Here is a 24444-nt window from a genome sequence, read left to right on the forward strand (position 1 = left end):
CCGGAATGAGAAATACCATGCGTAACGTCACACTTAACTATGCCGACGGCGTCAGCCGCAGTTTTGAAGTCGCCTCCGGCGAGCTCATCCTCGACGCCGCCATTGCCGCCGAGATGCCAGTGCTGTACCAATGCCAGTCGGGAAGCTGTTCCACCTGCACGGCCAAACTGTCGTCCGGCGACGCGCAAACCCGCGCCGGCGCCAGCTCAACCCTCCTGGCCAGCGAAGTGGCCGCCGGCACGCGCCTGTTGTGCGTGTGCGAAGCCAATTCGGACTGCAGCTTCGATGTCGCCTACACCAGCGAAGCCGGCGCCAACGTGGCGCACGAAGTCCATGCTTTCATCGACACGGTCGAGAAAATCGCCAGCAATGCCGTGCGTCTGACCGTGGAACTGGCTGAGGGCGAGTGGATGGAATTCCGTCCCGGCCAGTTCATGCAGATCGAAGTGCCCGGCCTGGGCGTGCTGCGCAGCTATTCGCCATCGAGCGTGGGCACTGACGTGCCGAAGATGACGTTCCTGATCCGTATCCTGCCCGACGGCGCGATGTCCAACTTCCTGTCGCAGGTGGCCGGGCCGGACCAGGTGCTCAAGCTGACAGGCCCGTACGGCTCGTTCTTCCTGCGCGAAGAGAAGAAGCGCGCGCCGCATATTTTCGTGGCCGGCGGCACCGGGCTCGCTCCCATCCTGTCGATGATCGACACCCTGCGTCAGACCGGCGGACGCAAGCCGCCGATGCTGCTCAGCTTCGGCTGCGCGACACCGGACGCGCTGTTCTGCCTGGAAGACCTCGAACTGCGCAAGCAATGGCTGCCGACGCTCGAAACGCGCATCTGCGTGGACCGCGATCCGCTCGATGGCATGCATCACGGTAATCCGGTGAGCGCGTTGCGGGAAGGCGATGTGACGCCCGACACCGTGGCTTATCTCTGCGGCCCGCAAGTCATGATCGATGCCGCTACCAGGCGTCTGATCGAGCTGGGAGCGGATCCGGCCAACATCCACAGCGAACAATTCACACCGAGCAATTAAGAGCACAAGGAATCCACCATGCTGCACGCTACCACCCCCGTCCCGTTTTCCGCGGAACAGCAAAAATGGTATGAGCAGGCCTGCGCGAAGATCGACCCCAAGCGCCTGCAACAACTGCTGTTCGATCTGACCGATATCCACAGCCCGACCGGTGCGACGCGTGCGGCCAGCGAATTCATGGTTGCCCACCTGGGCAAGGTCGGCTTCAAGGCCGACTACCAGCCGCTGACCGAGATCAGCGGCAACGTCAAGGCGCAGTACCAGGGCGCCGGTGGTGGGGCGTCGGTGATGCTGTACGCGCCGATCGACACGCACCTTGACTGCACGCCGGAAGAACGCGCTTTGCTGACTGGCCCGGCCACCGAGGCCGACATGCAGCCGCGTGCGCAACGGATCGACAACTGGGTGTTCGGCCTGGGCGCGTCCAATCCCAAGGGCATGATCGCCACACTGACCGAAGTCGCCACCGCCCTGATCGAAGCGCAGGTGCCGCTGCGCGGCGACCTGCTGATGGGCATGGCCGATGGCGGTATGCCGGTGGATATCGCGACGCGCCAGCATGCCGGCATGTCCGGCGGCGTGCTGCATTTGCTGAACCGCGGCATGTATCCCGACTTCGCCATCATCATGAAGCCGTGGAACTGGGTCTATCACGAAGAGCCCGGCATGGCCTGGTTCAAGCTGCGCGTGTACGGCACGCTGGGTTATGCGGGGGTGCCGCATGACATTCCCGGTTTCCGCAGTTCGGTCGGCGCCACCGCTACCGTCATTCCCGAGCTGGAAAAATGGATCCTCGACTATGCCGAGAACAACACCTCGGGCGTGATCAAGCCGCACGGCTGGATTGCCGGCGTGCGCGGCGGCGATCCCGAGCGTCCGGCCTTCCCATCCTTCCTGACCGAATTGTTCTTCGATGTGCGCGTCAATCCACGCACCTCGCCGGCCGACGTGAAGGCGCAGTTCGCGGCCTTCGTCGCCGACCTCATGGCGCGTCGCCCCGAACTGGACATGGACTGGGAGATGTACGGCTCTACGCCCGGCGGCACCACCGATCCGCAAAACTGGATCATCCAGTCCTGCAAACGCGGCTGGGAACACATCGAAGGCCGGCCACACGGCACACCTGACTGGCTGGCCGGCCAGACCGATGGTGCGGCCTTGCGCCGCTGGGGGGTGCCGACCGCGCGCATCGGCTGGCCGTGGCCGGCGCAAGGCGCGCCGCTGCCGGTCGCCGAAGGATTGGGCGGCATGGGGGCGACTTACATTCCCGAGCTCATCCCCTGCGCCCGGAAAGTCATGTATGCGCTCATCGATACCTTGACGCGCGAGCGTGGCGAAATGGGTTTGTAAACGCCGTACAAAAAAAAACAAAAGGAGACCAGCCATGAAAAAGAAACGCATCAAGCTCATTGTTCCCGTGCCGATGAGCGAACAAACCAAATCCATGTTCGCGTCCCAACTGCCGCCAGGCATGGTGCGTGACGACATCGAAGTGGAGTTCGTGGGCGCCGGTAGCGTGCTCACCTTGGCCGACAGTTACTACGACACGACCCTGATGGATGCCGCGGTGCTGGCCGCCGGCATGAAGGCCGAGGAAGAGGGTTTCGACGCGGTATGCATCAATACCGTCAGCGATTCCGGCCTCTACGGCTTGCGCTCGCGCCTGTCGATTCCCGTGATGGCGCCGGGCCAGAGTGCTTTCCACCTGGCTTGCACGCTAGGTCACAAGTTCTCCGTCCTGACCATGTGGCCGCAGTGGTTCGCGCTCTACCGCAAGACGGTCAAGGAATACAACCTCGAGTCCCGCCTGGCATCGATACGCGCCATCAATGTGCGTCCGGACACCGAGTCCTTATTGCAAGGCAAGGAGGAAGTCGTGTTCGGCAAGCTGCTGGAGCAGGCCAAACTGGCCATCGAGGAAGACGGCGCGGATGTGCTGGTGCTCGGTTCCACCACCATGCATCAGTCGCATGCCTATCTGGCGGCCAACTTGCCGGTGCCGGTCCTCAACCCCGGGGTGATCGCCTACAAGATGTGCGAAATGCTGCTCGACCTCGGCATCGCTCACAGCAAGACCGCCTTCCCCAGTCCGGAAGTGATCAAGGATCAGGCCTTCCGTATTTGATCCGGCATTTGACAAGGTAATCCCATGAAAACGTCTCAAGCGGCAGCTGCTACGCTGTCGACCGATCTCACCATTTATGAAGCGATGGCAGCCTTCCGTGACGGCACGCTGACCAGCACGGCCCTGGTCGAGGCTTGTTTGCGGCGCATCGAGGAAGGCAAGCATCTCAATGCCTTCGTGACAGTCGACGCGGCCGGCGCGCTCAAGGCGGCCGCGCAAGCCGACGGGGAGCGCGCGGCCGGCAGGCCGGGGAAGCCGCTGGCCGGCATTCCCATCGTCGTCAAGGACAATATCCACGCCGCCGGCTTGCCGTGCACGGCAGGTTCCCCGGCACTGGCCGATTTCGTGCCGGAACAGGATGCCCCGACCTTGCAGAAGCTGCGCGATGCCGGTGCCATCGTGCTGGGCAAGACCAACATGAACGAGTTGGCCTTTGGTGCGACTGGCTATAACCCTTCATTTAATACCGGCAGCATGGTCGGGGTCCGCAACGCCTATGACAGCGAACGCATCGCCGGCGGCTCCTCCTCGGGCAGCGCGGTGGCGATGGGCGCACGCATGGCGCTGGCGGCGCTCGGCACGGACACGGGCGGATCGATGCGCATTCCCTGTGCCTTGAACGGGTGCGCATCGCTGCGGCCCAGCAGCGGCCGGTACCAGCGACTGGGCACGATTCCCATTTCGACCAGCCGGGATACCGTCGGGCCGATGGCGCAATGCATGTCGGATGTGGCCCTGCTCGATGCGCTGATCACTGATGACTATGCCTTGCCGTCTGTCGCGCTGGCCGGTTTGCGGCTTGGCATCCCGGCGGAGTTCTGGACCAGGCTGGACGAGGAAACACGGGAATGCGCCGAGGCCGCGCTGGCCACGTTGCGCGAACACGGCGTGACGCTGATCCATATACCGGATGCGGGACTGTTCGATCTGAATCAACCCATTGGTTTCCCGGTCGTCATCCATGAGGCGCGCGTCGGCATGCAGGCCTATCTGCGCGAGCAGGGGCCGGGGATATCGATCGAAGCCATGGTCGAGAAGATCAATAGCCCGGATGTGAAAACCATTTATCAGCAATGGGTTCTTCCCGGAAAAACGCCTACGCCGCAAGGCATGGTCGAGGTCGCGCCCTTGTACGAGGCAGCCGAACAGCGCGGCAGGGACGCGCTGAAACAGCGCTATCAAACCCTGTATGAAAGCTTGTCGATCGACGCGTTGGCTTTTCCCACGACCACCATCGTGGCGCCGCTGGCACGTCCGGAGGTCAACGAGCCGGAAAATTTCGAAGGCCTGATCCGCAATACCGAACCTGCCGCCAGCGCAGGCCTGGCCTGCATTCAGCTGCCGGTCGGCTTGGGACGGCGCAGCGGCTTGCCGGTCGGGCTGGAACTGGATGCGCCGGCAGGAAGCGATCGCCGTCTGCTGGCGATCGGCATCGCCATCGAATCCGTGCTCGGCCGCATAGCCCCGGCCTGAAACCGCGCCGTCATGTACTGAGCGTGGACGCGCCACAACACGTCGGCGCGTCGCTGTGCGCACGCTTATCCCATTTGCGACGGCGCCGTCATGAATGTTGCAGGCCGGGGATAAGCCGGCAGTGCCGGGATAGCCGGGCATGACCTGGATCGAGAAAATCGTTTCGTAGCAGCCTTTTTTGCATGTCAACTTTGTGGACCACTTTATGAACCATCCCGCCAGTCTTCGCATAGAGAGCCCGAGCCGATCGAACGAGCAACGGCGCCTGAGCAGTCTTCTCGTGTCGGCGCTGCCGTGGACGATCATCGCCGGCCTGTTGTATGCCGGCTTGTTCGTCAAACCCAAGGCCGTCGGCGGCAGTGTCACCCCCCCGGTGCTGGAGCGCCGTGACCGTGTCTATGGCATCACGCACGGGGAAGGCGGTGCGCTGTTGGCCGCCGCATCCAACGGCAAGATTCTGGCCATCGACAAGGGCCGCAAGATCACGCGCCAGGCGACGCCGGTCGATCTGTCGTTGCAGGACATCGCCGCGTTCGACGCGATGCATGCCGTGGCAGTCGGCAATGACAACGTGATTCTGTACACCGGGGACGGCGGCAGGCACTGGGCCAAGGCCGACAACGTGCCGCGCTCGCAAGTCGCCAACAAGCTCAATCGCGTGCGCACCGGTGCCAACGGTATGGCGGTCGCCGTGGGCGAGATGGGTGCGCTGCTGCGCTCGCAAGACTACGGCAAGACCTGGCAGCGTCTGCGCGAGGAGGAAGACCTGGCGTGGAACGACGTCGCCATCCTCGACGGCGGCACGTTCGTGGTGGTGGGCGAGTTCGGCAAGATCCTGCGCAGCGAAGACGGCGGCAAGCGCTGGGAAAAGCAAGCCGCGCCGGTGGCAAGCTCGCTGATGGCGACCGCGTTCCGCGATGCATCCAATGGCGTTGCCGTCGGTCTCGATGGCATCGTGTTGACCACCAGTGATGGCGGGCGCCACTGGACCAGCGTCAAGCTGGCGGCGCATGACCACTTGCTGGATGTGCTGTGGAACGCCGACAAGCAAGAATGGTTCGCGGTCGGCGCGCTGGGCCGCTGGATCAGCGGCACGCAAGGCGCCGATGGCCCGCAATGGAACAGCGGCGTACTCGGCGAGCACACGCTGTCCTGGCATACCCGCGTCCTGGCGGCAGGGTCCGCTTACTGGCTGGCAGGCGCCGATGTCGGTGCCTGGGACGGCCGGCAATGGACCCCGCTTGACTCGCATTGAACCTCCCGCCCTATTTTTCGAGACTCCCATGATTGAACGCATCGCGCATTTTTGCATCAGCCGGCGCAAACCGGTGGTCAGCCTGCTGCTGGTCTGTACCCTTATCCTGAGTTGGTTCGCCCTGCATATCCAGGTGCGCACGGTATTCGAGGACATGCTGCCCTCGAAGCACGAGTACGTGAAGACACACGAGAAATTCAAGGACACCTTCGGCGGCTCGAACATGGTCACCATCATGCTCGAAGTCGATCAGGGCGACATTTTCCGGCAGCCTGTTCTTGAGAAGGTGCGCGACCTGACCCAGGGCATGCGCGAAGTGTCCGCGGTCAACCAGTTCCAGATCACTTCGCTGGCCTCCAAGAAGCTCAAGGAAGTGCATGCCTCGACCAGCGGCATCGAAAGTTCGCCCTTGATGTGGCCGGATGTGCCGGCGACGCCGGAAAAGATGGCGGAACTGAAATCGGCTGTGTTGCGCAATCCGCTGGTGTACGGCCCGTATGTCTCGAAGGATCTGCAGGCCACGCTGATCACGGTCGACTTCATCGACCAGAAAGTCGATTACGCCACGGTCTTCAAGGAGATCGATGCGCAGATCAAAAAGGTGGATGACGGTTCGGTGAAGATCCGCGTGGTCGGCGACCCGATCCTGTTCGGCTGGGTGAACCACTACCTGCCCGAGACCTTGCACCTGGTGTTCTACGCGCTCGGCGTCACGCTGGCGATGCTGTTCGTGCTATTGCGCACCTGGCGCGGCGTCGTGCTGCCCTTGCTGGCCGGCCTGGTCTCTGCGATCTGGGCGCTGGGCATTTGCCAGATCCTCGGCATTCATTTCGAACCGCTGGTGATCGTGGTGGCGATGCTCATCACCTCGCGCGCCGTGTCGCACTCGGTACAGATCGTCAATCGGTTCGATGACGAACTGGAGGCGCAGCCGCAGCTGGGCGATGCAGAACTGGCCGGTACCGCGGCCCGTGTCGCGCTGGCGGACCTGTTCCGTCCCGGCATGCTGGGCGTCATCGCCGACGCCGCGTGCATGGCAGTGGTGGCCATGAGCCCGATCCCGATGTTGCAAAAGCTCACGGTGCTGTCCGTTGTCTGGGTCTCCACGCTCACCGTCAGCGCCGTGATCCTCACGCCGGTGCTGCTGTCCTACATCCGCAAGCCGCGCGGGTTTGCGCATCCGCTCAATCTGCAGCCGGTGTTGCGCAAGGTGCTGGACTTCGCCGTTGGCATCACCTTGTCCCGTGCCCGCTATGCGGTGCTGGGCGTGAGCCTATTGGTGATCGTCGGCGCCGGCATCTATGCGCTCAACCTCAGGATCGGCGACGCCAACCCCGGTTCGCCGATCCTGTGGCCGCACGCGAAATACAACCTCGATTCCAAGGCCATCAATGCGCGCTTTGAAGGCGTCGATCGCCTGTTCGTGGTGATTGGTGACGACGACAAGCCGGGCGTGGTCAAGAGCAACGAAGTGCTGCAATCGATGGACCGTTTCCAGCGTTTCATGGAAGTGCAGCCTGAGATCGGCGGTTCGCTGTCGGTTGCGGACGTGATCCCGCAGCTCAACGCCACTTTGCACGAAGGCAATCCGCATTACCAGGAAATGTCGAACAACGCGGCCATCAACGGCAGCCTGATGGCGATGCTGGAATCGGTCTCCGAGCCGGGCGACATGGACCGTTTCGTCGACAAGCAGTCCGCCAATGGCTCGGTCACGCTGATGTTCCGCGACCGCCAGGGCGAAACCATCCGCACCGCGGTGGCACGGATCAAGGAGTTCATCGCGGCCAACCCGCTCAAGGAAGGCCATTGGCAACTGGCGGGAGGCGTGGTTGGCGTGATGGCGGCGATTAACGAAATCATCCTCTCCAGTCAGATCGAAGCCATCGCGCTGGCGCTGCTGGTGCTGGCGGTGCTGTGCACGATCGTTTATCGCTCGACGATCGCCGGGATGCTGTTCATGGTGCCGGTCATCATCTCCAACATGCTGACCTTCGCGTTCATGGTCTGGAAAGGGATCGGCATGAACATCAATACCGTGCCGGTGGCCGCGCTCGGTATCGGCCTGGGCGTCGATTACGCGTTCTACATCGCCGACCGTGTCAAGGAGGAGATTGCCATCGGGAGCACGCCCGAGCACGCCGTCAGTCAGGCGCTGCATTCGGCCGGCATGGGCGTCATCGTCACGGCCAGCGTACTGATCCTGAGTACCCTGTTGTGGTACGTCTCGTCGCTGCGCTTCCAGGCGGAGATGGGCCTCCTGATGGCCATCTGGCTCGCCGTGTCAGCCATGTCGGCGCTGTTCGTGATGCCTTCGCTGATCTATGTGTTCCGTCCCAAGTTCATCTTTGGTGCGCAAGGAGGTGAGGCCAAGGTACCGCTGCCACAAGTTGCTTGATCGCTGAACAAGACAAAAACGTAATGCCAATTCATTTGAGGGAGACATAATGAAACAACACACAACAAAATTTACGCGACGCAGCCGCCTGTGCCGCGCGCTGATCCCCACCGCCGTGATGGTGGCCGCCAGCCCGCTGGTGCTGGCCGACGACAACCGCGGTGAAGACCGCTTCTACGTCGACGGCTACCTGCGCGAGGAAGTGTCTGTCAATGCCAAGAACTGGCAGGACACGCCCGACTACAACGACAAGGGCAAGGTGTCCATGGCGCGGACGACCTTGCGCCTGAACCTGGACTTCAAGGCGAACGACGCCGTCACCCTGGTCGCCAAGGGCCGTGCCGCCAAAGAATTCAACACCCCGTTCCTGCGGCACCTGGAAAGTATGGGGGCCAACAGCTACCGGGACAAGAAGCTGACGGATCTGTACAACGATGTCGATCTGCGCGAGTGGTATGCCGATATCAAGGCCAGCGACCGTGTCAAATTCCGTATCGGTAAGCAGCAGATCGTCTGGGGCGAGACCGATTTCTTCGTCGCCAACGATCTCGCGCAAGGCTATGACAATGTCTGGCGCAGCTTCCTGGAGCCGGCCAACGAAGAGCTGCGCAAGGGCAACATTATTCTCAAAACCAATATCGATGTTCCTGAAGCGAACGGCGGCATTGAGGCCTTCATTCGTCCAGGCTGGGACCGCAAGCGCGATATTGGCACCGAGATCGATGTCTATGGCGGCCGTTGGTCCAGTCAGCCGTATGCCGGCGTGGATTTCCGGAACATCGACCCCTATGCCTGGCACAACGCGAAAGCCGACATCGACCGCAAGACCGGCGGTGTCCGCTGGAGCGGCATGGCAGGCGACACCAACTACTCGGTCTCGTGGATGCGCACCTTCTACAACTCGCCGATCATGAATCCATCGCCGACCACACCCGTTTTCTTGCTGGGTATCCCGGGCGTGGGCGCAGCGTCGGGCGTGACGCCGACCGGCGGCGCGACCACGGCGGGCAGCGCCGGCGAAATCATCTACCCGATCGTGAACGTGGTCGGTGCGACGGCCAGCCGCTACGCCGAGATGGCCGATGCTGTGTTCAGCGCCGAAGTCGCTTTCATCAAGGACGCGCCGTTCAACTTCGCCGCCGCGACGCCGTCGCCGATGACCCAGTACATCGCGCCGGGCTTCGATGGCTGGAAGACCAGGAACGTGGTCGCCGCCATGGCCCGCATGGACAAGAACTTCGCGTTTACGCAGAGCCTGCTGGGTACGGAAAAGCCGATGTTCTTCTCGGTGCAGCTGTTCGACAAGTGGATCCGCAATTTCGACGAAAACGAAAACCTGCTGTACAGCGTAGGCTGGGGCGGTCGTGCCAAGCGCCACAACACGCTGGTGACCACGATCTTCGATCTGAGCTATGACAACGGCCGTATCCATCCGCAGCTCGTGCTGGGTTCGGACGTGACCAATGGCGGCGGCTTCTACATTCCCTCCGTCACGACCCAGTTGAGCAAGAACGTGCGTTGGAAGGTCGAGTACGACGGTTTCTGGGATAACGGCTATGCCAGGACGGTCCATGGTGGCGTCCCGGGCAGTGACAGAACCACGCTGTTCGGCTACCTGCATCACCGCGACCAGATCTACACCAGCCTGACTTATCAGTTCTAACGCACTGCACCCGGAGAGCAATCATGAAAGCAACAATTCTGTACCGTCCCCTTGCGGCCGCGCTGATCGGCGCAGCCTGCCTGCCGGCATTGGCCGCCGATCTGGCCGAAGGCACCGTGATTTCCGCCGCCAACATCGATCAGGTCAAGAACGGCACCTTCGAAGGCCACACCATCGGCAGCATGCTGACCGAGAAAATGGAATGGCGCATCCGTAACAACGGCTGGAAGCTCACGCTGGCGCATTCGAAGAAAGTGGCGCTCGACCCGCGCTGGCTTGCGGCCAGCAAGGCCAATGAAGGCAAGACCAGGATCAATGACGCCACCTGCAAGGTCGATGGCTGGAAAGCGGGTGAACCGTTCCCCGAGATCGACATGAAAGATCCGGAAGCGGCGAAGAAGATCGTCTGGAACTTGCACTTGGGCTCCTTGCTCGGCGACGTGTCTTCCGTGCCGAACTTCACGCAGGTGCTGGTCGACGGCAAGAGCGGCATCCACGCCGAACTGGTGGCCGAATTCACCCGCTTCACCATGAAAGGCCGCCTGACCAGCAACGCGTCGGCGATCGGCGATGACGATGAAAGCGCCCGTCAGCTGCTGTTCTTCAAGGCACCCAGCGAGGTCAAGGGCATCGGCACCTATACCATGATGTACGACTCGAACAAGGTGCCGGACGTGTGGGCCTATGTTCCCGCGGTGCGCCGTACCCGCCGCCTGTCGGGCGGCGCATGGATGGATCCGATTGGTTCCTCCGACCAGCTGCAGGACGAGATCGACGGTTTCAATGCGCGCCCGTGCTGGTACCCGGGATACAAGCTGCTGGGCAAGCGCTGGGTGCTGGCTGCCGCCAACAGCCGTCTGGACAATTGGAATACGAAGGCGTCCGGGCAGGCGGAGAAGTATCCGACGCTGGAGCGTTCCGCGCCGTACTGGAACCTGAACGATGCATTCGAGCCGCGTGAGGTCTATATGGTCGAGGTGGCCACGCCGTCGCAGCACCCGTACAGCAAGAAGGTGCTCTATGTCGAGACCGCGTATCCGCGGGTTCACTACGTGGAGGCATACAACCGCAAGGGTGAGTTCTGGAAGTTCCTCGAACTGCATTCCTACGTCAACACCAGGGCCGGCGATATCCGCACCGTTTCCGCCAACGTGATCGATTTCCAGCGTAACCACGCGACGGTGTCGCTGATCGATGTGTCGACCTGGCGCACCAACTTCGATGCCAAGCCGAGCGATGTGTCCTTGACCAAGCTGGAATCGGCCGGACGCTGACGAGGGCTGGCGGGCCGCTCGCTCCGTAGGGACGGGCGGCCCCGATTTTCCAGTGACGCGGGAACATGTCCTGAAGTGACAGCGCGCCACCGACGGAGTGCGGTTCGCAACGTGCGTCACCCCCCCGCTTTCGTTGGGAGCAGTGGGGGCAACCCCACAGAATTTACAAAAGTATCGATATGCCAATTCGTCTTGAATGTCTCTCCCATACGCCGCTGCACGGCTATTTCGATCCGGCGCCGGAAGTGCTGATCGAGGTAGAGCGTGTGGCAGCTGCCGCACGCGAACGCGTGCTTGCCTACGACCCGGAACTGGTGGTCGTGTTTGCGCCGGATCACTACAACGGTTTCTTCTACGACATGATGCCGCCGTTCTGCATCGGTGCGGCGGCGAACTCGATCGGTGATTACAAGAGTCTCGCCGGACCGCTTCCGGTGCCGGGCGAATTGTCCAGGGAACTGGCGGCAAGTGTACTGGCGGCCGACATCGATGTGGCCTTGTCCTACCGGATGCTGGTCGATCATGGCTGCGCGCAGGCGCTGGAAGTGCTGACTGGCGGACTGGACCGGTTTCCGGTGATTCCCGTGTTCATCAATTCGGTGGCGCCGCCGATGGCGACGCTGCGCCGCTCGCGCCTGCTCGGCGAAGCCATCGGGCGCTTTCTGTCGCGCACGGGGAAACGGGTACTCGTGATCGGCTCCGGCGGCATTTCGCACGAGCCGCCCGTGCCGGAACTGGCCAGCGCGAGTGCGGAAGTGGCGGAGCGACTGATTGCCGGGCGCAATCTGACGCCCGAGGCGCGCAACGCGCGCCAGGAACGCACCATCGCCGCCGCCAAAGCGTTCACGGCGGGCACCGGCGACATGCATCCGCTGAACCCCGCATGGGATCGTGCGTTTATCGAGCGACTGGCAAGCGAGCTGCCGGCGGTCGATGGCATGACCAACGCGGCGATCACCCGCGACGGCGGCAGGTCGGCACATGAGATCCGCACTTGGGTCGCGGCGTTCGGCGCGCTGTCCGCCTACGGGCCATACCATGCGTCGCTGGATTTTTATCGACCGATTCCCGAATGGATCGCGGGTTTCGGGGCTATGCATGCCGCGCCCGTCGCGGCGGCATGAACAAACCAGGAAGGAATACTGATGTCTAAACAACTTGCACAAAGCCTTGCTTGCAGGCTGCGCAACGCGGAAAACACGCGCCAGCCGGTGGCGCCGGTGCGCGGGGAAATCGCGCCCGATGACATGGCGCTGGCCTATGCGGTCCAGCAACTGAACGTCGATGCACGCCGTGCACAAGGTGAGCGCATCGTCGGCCGCAAGATCGGGCTGACCTCGCTCGCGGTACAACAGCAACTGGGCGTTGATCAACCCGATTTCGGCGCGCTCTTTGCGAACATGGCCTATGGCGACGGCGAACCGATGTCGCTGTCGCGCCTGATCCAGCCCAAGGTCGAAGCCGAAATCGCCCTGGTACTCGAGCGCGACCTCACGCACGCGCAGCACACCTTCGCCGACATCCTCTGCGCGAGCGCGTATGCGCTGGCGGCGATCGAAGTGGTGGATAGTCGCATCCAGAACTGGGACATCCGTTATGTCGATACCGTCGCCGACAATGCGTCGAGTGCGCTGTTCGTGCTGGGCAGCCGCCCGGTGCGGCTTGCCGATCTCGACCTCGCCGCAGCGACGATGACGCTGTCCCGCGACGGCGAAGTGGTGTCACGTGGTAGTGGCGCGGCCTGCCTTGGCAATCCGCTCAACGCCGCCGTGTGGCTGGCTGACGTGATGGTGAAGATGGGCACGCCTTTGCGTGCGGGGGATGTGGTGCTCACTGGCGCGCTCGGCCCGATGGTGGCCGTCACGCGGCCAGGAACATACACGGCGCAGATCGACGGGCTGGGCAGCGTGCGCGCGACATTTACGGAATAAGGAATCATGATGAACAAGAAACTTAAAGCCGCGATCATTGGTAGTGGCAACATCGGCACGGATTTGATGATCAAGATCCTGCGCCATGGGAAGCATATTGAAATGGGCGCGATGGTCGGCATCGACCCGAATTCGGATGGCCTGGCGCGCGCATCGCGCATGGGCGTCGCAGTCACGCATGAAGGCGTGGAAGGTTTGACCCGTATGCCGAACTTTGCCGACATCGACATCGTCTTCGACGCGACGTCCGCCTCGGCGCACGTCAGGAACGATGCCTTCCTGCGCGGACTGAAGCCCGGTATCCGCATGGTGGATTTGACGCCAGCCGCCATTGGCCCGTATTGCATCCCCGTCGTGAACGGCGACGCGCACCTGCATGCGCCGAACGTGAACATGGTCACCTGCGGCGGCCAGGCGACGATCCCGATGGTCGCTGCCGTATCGCGCGTGGCCAAGGTCTACTATGGCGAAATCATCGCCTCGATTTCCAGCAAGTCCGCCGGCCCCGGCACGCGCGCCAACATCGACGAATTCACGGAAACGACATCCAAGGCCATCGAGCAAGTCGGCGGTGCGCAAAAGGGCAAGGCCATCATCATCCTGAACCCGGCCGAGCCGCCCCTGATCATGCGCGACACCGTGTATTGCATGACCGAACTGGACGCCGACCAGGAGGCCATCCGGCAATCGGTCAACGACATGGCCGACGCCGTACGGCAATACGTGCCCGGCTATCGCTTAAAGCAAGAAGTGCAGTTCGACCGTTACGAGAACGGCCTCAACTTGCCTGGTATCGGTAAGCAGTCCGGCCTGAAGGTCTCCGTCTTCCTCGAAGTCGAAGGCGCGGCCCATTACCTGCCGGCGTATGCCGGCAACCTCGACATCATGACCAGCGCGGCCTTGAAGACGGCGGAACGTCTGGCTGAGCGTCAACTTTCCGCGACAGCGGCTTAAGCGGAGGATTACCCATGTTCGACCAGACAAAAAAGATCTACGTCTCTGACGTTACCCTGCGCGACGGCATGCATGCCATCCGCCACCAGTACAGCCTGGAACAAGCAGTGCGGATCGCCAAGGCACTGGACGAAGCCAAAGTCGATTCCATCGAAGTCGCGCACGGCGATGGCTTGCAAGGTTCCAGCTTCAACTACGGTTTCGGCGCGCACACCGATCTGGAATGGATAGCGGCGGTCGCCGGCGTGCTGCAGCATGCGAAAGTGGCGACCTTGCTGTTACCCGGTATCGGCACCGTCCACGATCTGAAGAACGCCTACGATGCCGGAGCACGCATCGTGCGCGTCGCCACCCACTGCACAGAAGCGGACGTCTCGCGGCAGCACATCGAGTACGCGCGACACCTCGGCATGGACACGGTCGGCTTCCTGATGATGAGCCACATGACCACGCCGCAGAACTTGGCGCAAGAAGCGAAGAAGATGGAAAGCTATGGCGCGACCACGATCTACGTGGTGGACTCGGGGGGCGCGATGAACATGTACGACATCGCCGACCGCTTCAAGGCATTCAAGGACGTGCTGAAGCCGGAGACGCACACCGGCATGCACGCGCACCACAACCTGTCTCTCGGCGTGGCCAACTCCATCGTCGCGCTGGAACATGGTTGCGACCGCATCGATGCCAGCCTGGCCGGCATGGGGGCGGGCGCCGGCAATGCGCCATTGGAAGTGTTCATCGCTGCCGTCGATCGGATGGGCCTGAACCATGGCTGCGACGTGAAGAAACTGATCGATGCGGCCGAAGATATCGTGCGGCCGCTCCAGGAGCGCCCGGTGCGCGTGGACCGCGAAACACTCGCGCTCGGTTATGCCGGTGTCTACAGCAGCTTCCTGCGTCACTCGGAATCAGCGGCGCAGAAGTACGGCCTGCCGGCCTTCGATATCCTGGTCGAACTGGGCAAGCGCCGCATGGTCGGCGGCCAGGAGGACATGATTGTCGACGTGGCGCTGGATATGCGCAAGCAGCAGGCAGCCTGACTCAGGCGCAGTTCATCGAAACATAGCTACGCGAAGGAATAGCAAATGAGCGTCCCCTATACCGAAGCCGCATCCAGCCGGTTCGTCAACGTCCACGATGGCAAGGTGGAGTACAAGGTGCATTACAACGACGTCGGCCCGGCTTCGAACCAGGTCATCGTGATGTTGCACGGTTCGGGCCCGGGCGCGACCGGCTGGGCCAATTTCCACCGTAACGTCGAATTTTTCGCCGTCGCCGGCTATCGCGTGCTCCTGATCGACATGCCCGGATTCGGCAAGAGCGACGCGTTCCTCAATCCAGCCGGATCGCGCTCGGACTTCAACGGCCGCATCGTGAAGCTCGTGCTCGATCAGATCAACGTGGAACGTGCTCACCTGATCGGCAATTCGATGGGCGGGCACAGCAGCATGGCCTTCGCGCTTGCCTATCCTGAGCGCGTCGGCAAGCTCGTCCTGATGGGCGGAGGCACGGGCGGCCCGAGCCAGTTCGTACCGATGCCGACGGAAGGCATCAAGCTGCTCAACCACGTCTATCGGGAACCGACGCTCGAGAACGTCAAACGCATGATGAACGTTTTCGTGTTCGACGCCAGCGCACTGACCGATGATTTGCTGCAACTGCGCGTGGACAACATGCTCGCGCGCCGCGATCACCTCGACAACTGGGTGAAGAGCCTGGCGGCGAATCCGAAGCAGTTCAGCGACTACGGCCCGCGCCTCGGCGAGGTCAACGCGCCGGCCCTCATCATCTGGGGCCGCGATGACCGGTTTGTTCCTGTCGATATCGGTTTGCGCCTGCTGTGGGGTATGCCGAACGCCGAGATGCACATCTTCAACCGTTGCGGCCACTGGGCGCAGTGGGAGCATGCGGACAAATTCAACCGCATGGTGCTGGCGTTTCTGGCGCAATGACGTGGCAAGAAGAGCACTGCGGCCCCTTCCTTGCCACATGAAGAGATTTTCAAGAATTGACAGGAGTAGTGTATGAGCGAACAAGCATTAATCGGACGTTGGCAAATCGTCGCCTGGGAACAGGTCTACGACGATGGCCGCCGCACTTACCCGCTGGGGCAGCAAGTGGAAGGCTTCATTCAATATGATCCCGACGGCCGCATGATGTGCATGCTGTGCCGCGGCGACCGCCAGAACTTCAGCACCGGCGGGCAATGGAATGCCTCGCTGGAAGAAAAGGCCGCGGCCTACAGCTCCATGCTGGCCTATGCCGGGACCTATACCTTTGGCGGCGATACCGTTAGCCATCACGTCGAATTGAGCGCCTTCCCCAATTGGAAGGGAGGCGTCCAGAAGCGTCGCATCGAAACGATGGATGCCGGCCGGCTGGCGCTGGTGGCGCGTCTGGAAGAGGGGACCTCCGAAGCGCGCACGGCGCGGCTGATCTGGACGCGCGGCTGATGTTCTCGCTTCCTCTCCCAAGGCAGCAACACTTCATCATGGCATAAAGATTTGGAAAGCAAATATGAGTGCGAACGTTCCCGAGATTGGCAACAGTATCACCCTCGATGGGGTGACCATCAACTATCACGACCGCGGACAGGGCGACGCCATCCTGCTCATTCACGGCTCCGGCCCGGGCGTGACGGCGTGGGCAAATTGGCGCCTGGTCCTGCCGGAGCTTGCCACGACGCACCGCGTGGTCGCACCGGACATGGTCGGCTTCGGCTACACACAAACGCCGCCTGGGTATCAGACATCGCCGGATAACTGGGTAGCGCAAGTCATAGGCCTGATGGATGCGTTGGGGATCGCGCAATTTTCCATCATCGGCAATTCCTTTGGTGGCGCCATCGCGCTCAGGACGGCGAGCATGTATCCGGAGCGCGTCAAGAAGGTGGTGCTGATGGGCTCCGTTGGGACCCGTTTTCCCCTCAGCGAAGGGCTGGACAAGGTGTGGGGATATCAGCCTTCGCGTGAAGCCATGCGCGAACTGATCGGCATCTTCGCCTACGACCAGTCGATCGTCACGGATGACCTGGTCGAGCTGCGCTACCGCGCCAGCACGCGCGCCGACGCGCAAGAGCGTTTTGCCCGACTGTTTCCCGTGCCGCGCCAGAAGGGAATCGACATGCTTGCACTGAGCGATGCGCAATTGAACGCCATCCGCATGCCGGTCGCCCTCGTGCATGGCCGCGACGATCGCGTCATTCCGTTCCGGGTGTCGGAAATGCTCGCGGCAAAACTCCCCAATGCCACCTTGCACCCGATCGACCATTGCGGCCACTGGGTGCAGATCGAAAAGAAACATGAATTCCTCGGCATCGTCAGCCGCTTCATGGAGGAAAACACATGAGCGTCATATCCCTGGGTTACGTGGGCGTTAGTACCTGCCGCCTTGCCGACTGGGGCGACTTCGGCACGAAATTGCTCGGCCTGCAAATTTCCGACCAGTCGGCGCGGACCCTGTCCTTCCGCATGGACGACTTGAGCCAGCGCTTCCAATTCGAAGAGGGGCCGGACGGCATCATCCAGCATATAGGATGGGAAGTCGAGAGCGCCACGGCCCTGCAATCGATGGCGGCACGGTTGGAAGCTGCCGGCGTCCGGGTCCAGCGGGGCAGCACCGCGCTGGCCGAGCAGCGTCGGGTACGCGAACTCATCTGGATGCATGACCCGGCAGGAAACCGGGTCGAGCTCTACTGGGGGCCGGAAAAAGCCGATAGTCCGTTTGCGCCGGGGCGTAATATCGCTGGATTCCGCACCGGTCCGCTTGGCATCGGGCATGTGGTGTTGACCTGCGAAAGAATCGAGTCCGTCCTGCCGTTCTATACCGAGCTGCTCGGCTTTGGTGTGTCCGACTATGTGCTGGCCCCGTTCAAGGCCTATTTCCTGCACGTCAATCCGCGTCACCATAGCTTGGCCCTGATCGAAAACGGACAGCGCGGCTTCCATCACCTGATGATGGAGATGATGCAGTTTGACGATGTGGGGCATGCCCACGATCTGGCGCAACTGCGCAAGGCGGATATCGCGGTCACTCTGGGGCGGCATTCCAACGATCATATGACGTCCTTCTATGTAAGGACGCCGTCGGGATTCATGATCGAATATGGTTGGGGCGGTTTGGTCATCGACCCTGCCACTTGGCAGCCGGTAGAGTTGACCGATGGCCCAAGCATCTGGGGGCATAATCGGAGCTGGTTGAGCGAGCAAGCGAATGCTGTCTTGCGCGCCCAACTGCAAAACAATGCGGACCGAGGACTGCGCCATCCAGTAAAAGTTCTGCCTGGCAATCATATTTTAGTTAATGATTGCTAAACGGGTGCCTTTGATTTTAGAAGCGCGTCACCGCCAGCAGGCTGCTACCGGTCTTCTTGGACGCGGCCAGCAAGGTGGCCAGGTTCAGGCCCAGCGTTTCTTTAATTACCGGCACGTGGTCGAGCTTGGCCTTCTTCATTCTTGTGTACCTAAATAGAAAGCGAACCGGGCGTTGCCGCGCGGTTCGCTGGAGTTGACGCGGAATACCTGTTCGTTTGCGCGCCGAATTGCCCTCTGTTTGACCCTCCCTCCATTGTCTGGCGAACGCCGCGCCCCTGTCGTAAGACCCCTTAATTTCCAAATTGATAACCAGTCCCGGCTTGACGCTAACCGGCGGGGCGTCTATATTAATGACTTAAAAGTAAGTTATAAACTGGAACCCTATGCAAGCCCCACCCGAAGCCAAGCCCCGCTGGGAGCGGCGCAAAGATGCGCGGCCGCAGGAATTGCTGGCCGCCGCGCTGGGCCAGTTCGTCGAACGCGGCTTCGCGGCCACCCGGCTGGAGGACGTGGCGCGTCGCGCCGGCGTCTCCAAGGGCACGCTCTACCTGTATTTCGAGAACAAGGAAGAATTGTTCAAGGCTGTCGTGCGCGAGCATATCGTGCACGCCATCGGCGCGGCCGAACAGACCGTGGCCGAATTCGAAGGCCACAGCGGCGAGCTGCTGCGCGCCATCCTGATGCGCTGGTGGGACCAGATCGGCGCCACCGAGCTGGCCGGCATCACCAAGCTGATGATGGCCGAAGCCAATAATTTCCCCGACCTGGCCCAGTTCTACAACGTGGAAGTGATCGAGCGCGGCAACCGCCTCATTTCCAGCGTGCTGGTGCGGGGCATCGCGCGCGGTGACTTCCGCCCCCACGACACGGACGTGATGACGTCCGTGCTGACGGCCCCGGTGCTGATGCTGATGATGTGGACCCATTCCTTCCTGCCGTGCGACATGTCGGCGGTGGACCCGCAAGCCTATATGGAAGCGTTCATCGGCATGGCCCTGAACGGCTTGCTGCCACCGGACGCCCCCGCCGCGTGATGCCCGTGCGCCGCCATGGCGGGCCGATTTGGCCGCTTCAACCCCTTCAAACTGCAGACTGTCGCAATTTCCCGCGTCCCGTCAGGTTTCTCGTTAACATGTGCCTTCCTTGCCGGATCAACGATAAAATGACGGATTATTCTTTTTCCACCGAGTCATAAGATGAATATCGAACAAGCCCGCTTCAACATGATCGAACAGCAAATCCGCCCTTGGGATGTGCTCGATGCCGACGTCCTGGACCTGCTGGTGGTGGTCAAGCGCGAGAATTTCGTGCCTGTCGCCCACAAAAGCCTGGCCTTCGTGGACGCGGAAATCCCGCTGCCAGGTGGCCAGTGCATGTTCTCGCCCAAGCTGGAAGCGCGCCTGTTGCAGGAAGTTAAACTGAAAAAGCACGAGAATGTGCTGGAAATCGGCGCCGGCAGCGGCTACATGGCCGCCCTGCTGGCGTACAAGGGCCGTCATGTGACGACCGTGGAAATCCTGTCGGAACTGAAGGCGCTGGCCGAGAAGAACCTGGCTGACAACGGCGTGACCAATGCGACGGTCGAGCTGGGCGATGGCGCCAACGGCTGGTCGCAAGGTGCACCTTACGATGTGATCGTCGTCTCCGGCGCCCTGCCGACTTTGCCTGAAGCGTTCCTGCAACAGCTCAAGGTCGGTGGCCGCCTGGTGGCCATCATCGGTGAAGCGCCGCTGATGAAAGCGCAGCTGATCACCCGTACCGGTGAAGCTGGCTACGACACCCGGACTTTGTTTGAAACCAATGTGAAGCCGCTGAGCCAAGTCTCGGCGCCGTCGCATTTCACGTTCTGAGCGGGGCACCATGCAGCATCTGACTGCGCTGGAACTGGCGGACTGGCTGGCCGACGAGGCCCGCCCCAGCCCCTTCCTGCTGGACGTGCGGGAACCATGGGAATTCGAGACGTGCCACATCGCCGGCGCGACCCTGATGCCCATGCAGACCATTCCGGCCCGCATTGACGATCTCGATGAGGATGCTGCCATCGTGTGCATCTGCCACCACGGCGCGCGTAGCCTGCAGGTGGCCGCCTTCCTGGAGCGTCATGGCTTCGGCAAGGTGAGCAACCTGACCGGCGGCGTGCACGCCTGGGCGGTGCAGGTCGACCACGCGATGCCCAAGTATTAACAGTGCAGGATCAGGCCGCGGCGACGCGGCGCTGGGCTCGGCGGCAATGGATGGTGTCTTTTTGATATGATTAACTTTTTTTGATGACTCCCACGGAGAACGCAATGCAGAGACCCCTTATCGCCGTGCTGATCGCCAGCGCTTTCATGACGTTCAACGCACAGGCGGCCGATCTGGTCCAGGTGTACCAGCAGGCGCTGGCCAACGACGCGACCTTCGCCGGCGCCCGCGCCAGCCTGACGGCGGGGCAGGAACGCGTCACCCAGGGCCGGGCTGGCCTGCTGCCGTTCATCTCGGCCAGTGGGGCCAACAGCCGCAACTCGGGCGATCTCCAGGTCGATCCCGCGCCCAAGCGCGACAACGACTATCACGTCAACAATTACCAGGTCACGCTGACCCAGCCGCTGTTCAACTGGGCCAGCTGGCAGCAATACCAGCAGAGCAAACTGGTGCAGGCGGCCGCCGAGGCCAGCTACGCCCAGTCGCAGCAGGATCTGATCGTGCGCGTGGCGCAAGCGTATTTCGACGTGCTGACGGCGCAGGATTTCCTGACCTCGACCCAGGCCCAGAAAGTGGCCACCACCGAACAGCTGGCCTCGGCCAAGCGCAACTTCGAGGTGGGTACCCAGACCATCACCGACACCCACGAGGCGCAGGCGGCCTATGACCTGGTGGTGGCGCAGGAATTCGCCGCCATCAACGACCTGGAAAACAAGCGCACGGCGCTGCAAGTGATCGTCGGCCAGGCGCCGGCCGAACTGGCGCCGCTGCGCGCCGGCGTGACCATCGCCGCGCCGCAGCCGGCCGCCATGGAACCGTGGGTCAGCTCGGCCGAAGGCCAGAACTACGCCGTCGTGGGCGCCCAGCTGCAGCTGGAGATCGCCAAGCGCGACATCGAGCGCAACCGTTCCGGCCACTATCCGACCGTCAACCTGGTGGCCAGCAATGCGCACAGCAACCAGACCGCCAGCAGCGTGGCCAACAACAATTCCATCGGCGTGCAGTGGAACGTGCCCTTGTTCAGCGGCTTCGCCGTGACCAGCAAGGTGCGCGAATCGATCGCGCTGGAAGACAAGGCCCGCAACGACCTGGAGGCGACCAAGCGCGCCGCCGCGCAGGGCGCGCGCCAGGCGTATCTCGGCGTAAACAGCGGCCTGGCGCAAGTGAAGGCACTGGAAGCGGCGGAAGTGTCGAGCAAGTCCTCGCTCGATTCGAACAAGCTGGGCTACCAGGTCGGCGTGCGCATCAACATCGACGTGCTGAATGCGCAAAAGCTGCTGTACTCGACCCAGCAAAGCCTGTCCAAGGCCCGCTACGACACCATCATGGCCGGCCTGCGCCTGAAGGCGGCGGCCGGTTCGCTCAAGCCGGCGGACCTGGACACGGTCAACGCCCTGCTGGCCCATTAAAAGGCCCCACGATTTGGTCAGGCCTGGCTGAAACGTATCGGATGACCGCTCGCGCGGAAGTGTTCGATCATATAGTCAACGAACACGCGGACCTTGGCGGGAACCAGCTTGCGGCTTGAGTAATAGATCGACAGGGGTAAGGCGTTCGCGTGCCAGTCGGGCAGCACCCTTACCAATTCCCCGTTCTCCAGCAAGGGGAGCACGTGCGGCAAGGGCAGCATGGCGATGCCCATGCCGCAGGCCGCCGCGCGTGCGATCGCTTCCGGATCGTTGAACACGGCGACCGGGCGGATCGAGGCGACCAGTTCCTGGCCGCTACGATGTTTCAAGGTCCACGCCAGCAAGCGGCCCGAACCGAGCGAGCGGCGCAGCAAGCCCCGATGCCGGACCAACTCGCCTGGCATGGCCGGCGCCGGGTAACGCCGCAGATAGGCGGGCGCGGCGACCAGCACCACGCTCACCTGGGCAAGTTCGCGGGCAACCAGGCCCTCGGTCAGTTCGATGCCGCCGCCGATGCACACGTCGTATCCCTCCGCCACCAAATCCACCTGGCGGTTATCGAAGTGCAAGTCCAGCATGACGTCGGGATATTGCTCAATAAATCCATCCAATAACGGCACCAGATAATGGCGGCCGACCGTATGCGCCATCGAGACTTTCAAGGTGCCGGCCGGTTTGCCCGCGCCTTGACGCAATTCGGTCAGCGCATCGTCAATTTCGCTCCACGGCAGGCGTACCTGTCCGTACAAGCGCTCGCCATCGGTGGTCAGCGCCAGGCTGCGGGTACTGCGCTGGAACAGCCGCACGCCGAGCTGGCTTTCCAGGCGGGCCACGCTCTTGCTGACGGCGGCCGGCGTCAGCCCAAGGCGCCGGGCGGCCGCCGAGAAGCTGCCCTCGTCCGAGGACGCGATGAACGCATCCAGATAGCTGCTCAATTCGGTAGTCATGGCATGTATTTTATACCAGCGGTTGAAACTGTAAGCGCAGATTACCGGCTACCGGGAAGTAATTGGGACGCCCATACTGTGTTCATCAACCAACCCGAAAGGAAATCATCATGAATACCAATCTGAACGGTAAAGTCGCTTTCATCAATGGCGGTTCGCGCGGCATTGGCGCCGCCACCGCCCGCCGGCTGGCCCGTGACGGCGCCACTGTGGTCATCGGTTACGCCGCTTCGGCCAGCGCCGCCGAAGCACTGGCCGCCGAGATCACAACGGCCGGCGGCACGGCGGTGGCGGTCCGGGCCGACGCCAGCGATGCCACCGCGCTCACCGATGCCATCAACAACGCCGCGGCGCGTTTCGGCCGGCTGGATATCCTGGTGAACAGCGCCGGGGTGTTGCTGATGGGCCCGCTCGATCAGTTCTCGCTGGAGGATTTCGACAAAACCGTGGCGGTCAACGTGCGCGCCGTTTTTGTCGCCGCGAAGGCGGCCGCCGCGCACATGACGGAGGGCGGGCGCATCATCAACATCGGCAGTACCAATGCACAGCGCATGCCTTTCGCCGGTGGTGCGGCTTACGCGATGAGCAAGTCCGCGCTGAGTGGCCTGGTGAAAGGTCTGGCACGCGACCTGGGCGGCCGGAATATCACCGTCAACAACGTCGCGCCAGGTCCGATCGATACCGATATGAATCCCGCCCATAGCGACTTCGCGACTTCCCTGCACGGACTGATGGCGTTGCCGCGCCACGGACGCGCTGATGAAGTCGCCGCCATGGTCGCCTACCTGGCTGGCCCAGAGGCCGCTTTCGTCACCGGTGCGGACCTGCTGATCGATGGCGGCTTCGCGGCCTGATCCCAGCGCCGGCCATCACGGTCCGGGAGCGCCGCGCCAAGGCAAGGTGGGCTGGCGCTGGCTTAGAAGTCATTTCAAAAAGCCCATGGCGTCGTTGTGGCGCCTTGCCGTGCAAGCGCACTGTCTTCGGCGCCACGCCTAGCCATGGTCATCTTGAAACAACTTCTTACAGGCCGGCGCCGGCGCCGTCGAACTGGCGTTCGATCAGTTCGATCTTGTAGCCGTCCGGGTCGGTCACGAAGGCGATCACGGACGTGCCGCCTTTCACCGGACCCGGTTCGCGCGTGACATTGCCGCCGTTGGCCTTGACGGCCTCGCAAGCGCGCACGATATCTTCCGCCGAAATGGCCAGGTGACCGTAGGCCGTGCCCATCTCATAGCTGGTCACGCCGTAGTTGTAGGTCAGTTCCAGTTCCGCATGCTCGGGATTGGCGCCATAGCCGAGGAAGGCCAGCGTGTATTTGTATTCCGGGTTGTCGCTGGTGCGCAGCAGTTTCATGCCCAGCACCTTGGTGTAGAAATCGATCGAACGTTGCAGGTCGCCTACCCGCAGCATGGTGTGCAAAATACGCATGGTGGTCTTTCATGACGGTGGAGAGTAAGCCGCATTCTATGCGTTTTGGCGCAACCATG

The 24444-nt window shown here is 62.3% G+C and carries 24 protein-coding genes; 21 read left to right on the plus strand and 3 right to left on the minus strand.

Annotated features, from left to right (window positions below; translation table 11 throughout):
• Positions 1-17 precede the first annotated feature (17 nt).
• The 16 genes from H3H39_RS21720 to H3H39_RS21795 all read left to right on the plus strand — a co-directional run bounded on the left by H3H39_RS21720 (position 18) and on the right by H3H39_RS21795 (position 18417).
• A complete protein-coding gene (locus tag H3H39_RS21720) occupies positions 18-1031 on the plus strand; it encodes a ring-hydroxylating dioxygenase ferredoxin reductase family protein (protein ID WP_229218181.1) in 1014 nt (337 codons plus the stop codon).
• Between the two features lie 18 nt (positions 1032-1049).
• A complete protein-coding gene (locus tag H3H39_RS21725; RefSeq protein ID WP_182156468.1) occupies positions 1050-2381 on the plus strand; it encodes a zinc-binding metallopeptidase family protein in 1332 nt (443 codons plus the stop codon).
• Between the two features lie 34 nt (positions 2382-2415).
• Positions 2416-3156: an aspartate/glutamate racemase family protein gene (locus H3H39_RS21730; RefSeq protein WP_182156469.1), complete on the plus strand. Its 741-nt coding sequence runs from the start codon at positions 2416-2418 to the stop codon at positions 3154-3156.
• 24 nt (positions 3157-3180) lie between these two features.
• Positions 3181-4629, plus strand: coding sequence for an indoleacetamide hydrolase (gene iaaH / locus H3H39_RS21735; protein WP_182156470.1), 1449 nt, complete (start codon positions 3181-3183; stop codon positions 4627-4629).
• Positions 4630-4834: 205 nt separating this feature from the next.
• Positions 4835-5884, plus strand: a complete 1050-nt coding sequence (locus H3H39_RS21740; protein ID WP_182156471.1) for a WD40/YVTN/BNR-like repeat-containing protein — start codon at positions 4835-4837, stop codon at positions 5882-5884.
• Positions 5885-5912: 28 nt separating this feature from the next.
• Positions 5913-8282 carry an efflux RND transporter permease subunit gene (locus H3H39_RS21745; protein WP_182156472.1) on the plus strand — a complete coding sequence of 790 codons (2370 nt, stop codon included), beginning with the start codon at positions 5913-5915 and terminating at the stop codon, positions 8280-8282.
• Between the two features lie 49 nt (positions 8283-8331).
• Complete coding sequence (locus H3H39_RS21750) at positions 8332-9945, plus strand: DUF1302 family protein (protein ID WP_182156473.1); 1614 nt, start codon at positions 8332-8334, stop codon at positions 9943-9945.
• A gap of 23 nt (positions 9946-9968) precedes the next feature.
• Entirely contained in the window at positions 9969-11219 is a 1251-nt protein-coding gene (locus tag H3H39_RS21755) for a DUF1329 domain-containing protein (RefSeq protein ID WP_182156474.1), read from the plus strand.
• Positions 11220-11398: 179 nt separating this feature from the next.
• Complete coding sequence (locus H3H39_RS21760) at positions 11399-12343, plus strand: 3-carboxyethylcatechol 2,3-dioxygenase (RefSeq protein ID WP_182156475.1); 945 nt, start codon at positions 11399-11401, stop codon at positions 12341-12343.
• 21 nt (positions 12344-12364) lie between these two features.
• Positions 12365-13150: a 2-keto-4-pentenoate hydratase gene (gene mhpD / locus H3H39_RS21765; RefSeq protein ID WP_182156476.1), complete on the plus strand. Its 786-nt coding sequence runs from the start codon at positions 12365-12367 to the stop codon at positions 13148-13150.
• Positions 13151-13156: 6 nt separating this feature from the next.
• Entirely contained in the window at positions 13157-14104 is a 948-nt protein-coding gene (locus H3H39_RS21770; RefSeq protein ID WP_311196955.1) for an acetaldehyde dehydrogenase (acetylating), read from the plus strand.
• Positions 14105-14118: 14 nt separating this feature from the next.
• Positions 14119-15144, plus strand: coding sequence for a 4-hydroxy-2-oxovalerate aldolase (gene dmpG / locus H3H39_RS21775; protein ID WP_182156477.1), 1026 nt, complete (start codon positions 14119-14121; stop codon positions 15142-15144).
• A 45-nt stretch (positions 15145-15189) separates the two neighbouring features.
• On the plus strand, positions 15190-16056 hold the full coding sequence (locus H3H39_RS21780) for an alpha/beta fold hydrolase (protein WP_182156478.1): 867 nt from the start codon (positions 15190-15192) through the stop codon (positions 16054-16056).
• A gap of 72 nt (positions 16057-16128) precedes the next feature.
• Positions 16129-16557, plus strand: coding sequence for a lipocalin-like domain-containing protein (locus tag H3H39_RS21785; RefSeq protein ID WP_182156479.1), 429 nt, complete (start codon positions 16129-16131; stop codon positions 16555-16557).
• Between the two features lie 64 nt (positions 16558-16621).
• Entirely contained in the window at positions 16622-17452 is an 831-nt protein-coding gene (locus tag H3H39_RS21790; RefSeq protein WP_182156480.1) for an alpha/beta fold hydrolase, read from the plus strand.
• Positions 17449-18417: a VOC family protein gene (locus H3H39_RS21795; protein WP_182156481.1), complete on the plus strand. Its 969-nt coding sequence runs from the start codon at positions 17449-17451 to the stop codon at positions 18415-18417. Before H3H39_RS21790 ends, H3H39_RS21795 begins: the two co-directional genes overlap by 4 nt.
• A gap of 16 nt (positions 18418-18433) precedes the next feature.
• Here the strand turns inward: H3H39_RS21795 and H3H39_RS28220 are convergent, their stop codons facing one another.
• Positions 18434-18556: a hypothetical protein gene (locus H3H39_RS28220; RefSeq protein WP_255462708.1), complete on the minus strand. Its 123-nt coding sequence runs from the start codon at positions 18554-18556 to the stop codon at positions 18434-18436.
• A gap of 244 nt (positions 18557-18800) precedes the next feature.
• Between H3H39_RS28220 and H3H39_RS21800 the strand changes: the two genes are divergently transcribed.
• The 4 genes from H3H39_RS21800 (at position 18801) to H3H39_RS21815 (ending at position 22010) form a co-directional block, all read left to right on the plus strand.
• Positions 18801-19451, plus strand: coding sequence for a TetR/AcrR family transcriptional regulator (locus H3H39_RS21800; protein ID WP_182156482.1), 651 nt, complete (start codon positions 18801-18803; stop codon positions 19449-19451).
• Between the two features lie 162 nt (positions 19452-19613).
• Positions 19614-20267, plus strand: a complete 654-nt coding sequence (locus H3H39_RS21805; RefSeq protein ID WP_182156483.1) for a protein-L-isoaspartate O-methyltransferase family protein — start codon at positions 19614-19616, stop codon at positions 20265-20267.
• A 10-nt stretch (positions 20268-20277) separates the two neighbouring features.
• A complete protein-coding gene (locus H3H39_RS21810) occupies positions 20278-20601 on the plus strand; it encodes a rhodanese-like domain-containing protein (RefSeq protein WP_182156484.1) in 324 nt (107 codons plus the stop codon).
• Positions 20602-20705: 104 nt separating this feature from the next.
• Positions 20706-22010, plus strand: a complete 1305-nt coding sequence (locus H3H39_RS21815; RefSeq protein ID WP_182156485.1) for a TolC family outer membrane protein — start codon at positions 20706-20708, stop codon at positions 22008-22010.
• Between the two features lie 17 nt (positions 22011-22027).
• Here H3H39_RS21815 and H3H39_RS21820 read toward each other — a convergent pair whose 3' ends face one another.
• A complete protein-coding gene (locus H3H39_RS21820) occupies positions 22028-22957 on the minus strand; it encodes a LysR family transcriptional regulator (protein WP_182156486.1) in 930 nt (309 codons plus the stop codon).
• A 110-nt stretch (positions 22958-23067) separates the two neighbouring features.
• On the opposite strand from H3H39_RS21820, the gene H3H39_RS21825 reads away from it, so the two are divergent.
• Positions 23068-23811: an SDR family oxidoreductase gene (locus tag H3H39_RS21825; RefSeq protein WP_182156487.1), complete on the plus strand. Its 744-nt coding sequence runs from the start codon at positions 23068-23070 to the stop codon at positions 23809-23811.
• A 166-nt stretch (positions 23812-23977) separates the two neighbouring features.
• Here the strand turns inward: H3H39_RS21825 and gloA are convergent, their stop codons facing one another.
• A complete protein-coding gene (gene gloA / locus H3H39_RS21830; protein ID WP_182156488.1) occupies positions 23978-24385 on the minus strand; it encodes a lactoylglutathione lyase in 408 nt (135 codons plus the stop codon).
• Between the last annotated feature and the right edge of the window lie 59 nt (positions 24386-24444).

The organism is Rugamonas apoptosis (assembly GCF_014042355.1).
Classification (GTDB): domain Bacteria; phylum Pseudomonadota; class Gammaproteobacteria; order Burkholderiales; family Burkholderiaceae_D; genus Rugamonas; species Rugamonas apoptosis.

Bases quoted from the DNA above. Each gene is read 5' to 3' on its own strand.
- H3H39_RS21720 (WP_229218181.1), top strand. From the start codon at position 18: ATGCGTAACGTCACACTTAACTATGCCGACGGCGTCAGCCGCAGTTTT.
- H3H39_RS21725 (WP_182156468.1), top strand. From the start codon at position 1,050: ATGCTGCACGCTACCACCCCCGTCCCGTTTTCCGCGGAACAGCAAAAA.
- H3H39_RS21730 (WP_182156469.1), top strand. From the start codon at position 2,416: ATGAAAAAGAAACGCATCAAGCTCATTGTTCCCGTGCCGATGAGCGAA.
- iaaH (WP_182156470.1), top strand. From the start codon at position 3,181: ATGAAAACGTCTCAAGCGGCAGCTGCTACGCTGTCGACCGATCTCACC.
- H3H39_RS21740 (WP_182156471.1), top strand. From the start codon at position 4,835: ATGAACCATCCCGCCAGTCTTCGCATAGAGAGCCCGAGCCGATCGAAC.
- H3H39_RS21745 (WP_182156472.1), top strand. From the start codon at position 5,913: ATGATTGAACGCATCGCGCATTTTTGCATCAGCCGGCGCAAACCGGTG.
- H3H39_RS21750 (WP_182156473.1), top strand. From the start codon at position 8,332: ATGAAACAACACACAACAAAATTTACGCGACGCAGCCGCCTGTGCCGC.
- H3H39_RS21755 (WP_182156474.1), top strand. From the start codon at position 9,969: ATGAAAGCAACAATTCTGTACCGTCCCCTTGCGGCCGCGCTGATCGGC.
- H3H39_RS21760 (WP_182156475.1), top strand. From the start codon at position 11,399: ATGCCAATTCGTCTTGAATGTCTCTCCCATACGCCGCTGCACGGCTAT.
- mhpD (WP_182156476.1), top strand. From the start codon at position 12,365: ATGTCTAAACAACTTGCACAAAGCCTTGCTTGCAGGCTGCGCAACGCG.
- H3H39_RS21770 (WP_311196955.1), top strand. From the start codon at position 13,157: ATGATGAACAAGAAACTTAAAGCCGCGATCATTGGTAGTGGCAACATC.
- dmpG (WP_182156477.1), top strand. From the start codon at position 14,119: ATGTTCGACCAGACAAAAAAGATCTACGTCTCTGACGTTACCCTGCGC.
- H3H39_RS21780 (WP_182156478.1), top strand. From the start codon at position 15,190: ATGAGCGTCCCCTATACCGAAGCCGCATCCAGCCGGTTCGTCAACGTC.
- H3H39_RS21785 (WP_182156479.1), top strand. From the start codon at position 16,129: ATGAGCGAACAAGCATTAATCGGACGTTGGCAAATCGTCGCCTGGGAA.
- H3H39_RS21790 (WP_182156480.1), top strand. From the start codon at position 16,622: ATGAGTGCGAACGTTCCCGAGATTGGCAACAGTATCACCCTCGATGGG.
- H3H39_RS21795 (WP_182156481.1), top strand. From the start codon at position 17,449: ATGAGCGTCATATCCCTGGGTTACGTGGGCGTTAGTACCTGCCGCCTT.
- H3H39_RS28220 (WP_255462708.1), bottom strand. From the start codon at position 18,556: ATGAAGAAGGCCAAGCTCGACCACGTGCCGGTAATTAAAGAAACGCTG.
- H3H39_RS21800 (WP_182156482.1), top strand. From the start codon at position 18,801: ATGCAAGCCCCACCCGAAGCCAAGCCCCGCTGGGAGCGGCGCAAAGAT.
- H3H39_RS21805 (WP_182156483.1), top strand. From the start codon at position 19,614: ATGAATATCGAACAAGCCCGCTTCAACATGATCGAACAGCAAATCCGC.
- H3H39_RS21810 (WP_182156484.1), top strand. From the start codon at position 20,278: ATGCAGCATCTGACTGCGCTGGAACTGGCGGACTGGCTGGCCGACGAG.
- H3H39_RS21815 (WP_182156485.1), top strand. From the start codon at position 20,706: ATGCAGAGACCCCTTATCGCCGTGCTGATCGCCAGCGCTTTCATGACG.
- H3H39_RS21820 (WP_182156486.1), bottom strand. From the start codon at position 22,957: ATGACTACCGAATTGAGCAGCTATCTGGATGCGTTCATCGCGTCCTCG.
- H3H39_RS21825 (WP_182156487.1), top strand. From the start codon at position 23,068: ATGAATACCAATCTGAACGGTAAAGTCGCTTTCATCAATGGCGGTTCG.
- gloA (WP_182156488.1), bottom strand. From the start codon at position 24,385: ATGCGTATTTTGCACACCATGCTGCGGGTAGGCGACCTGCAACGTTCG.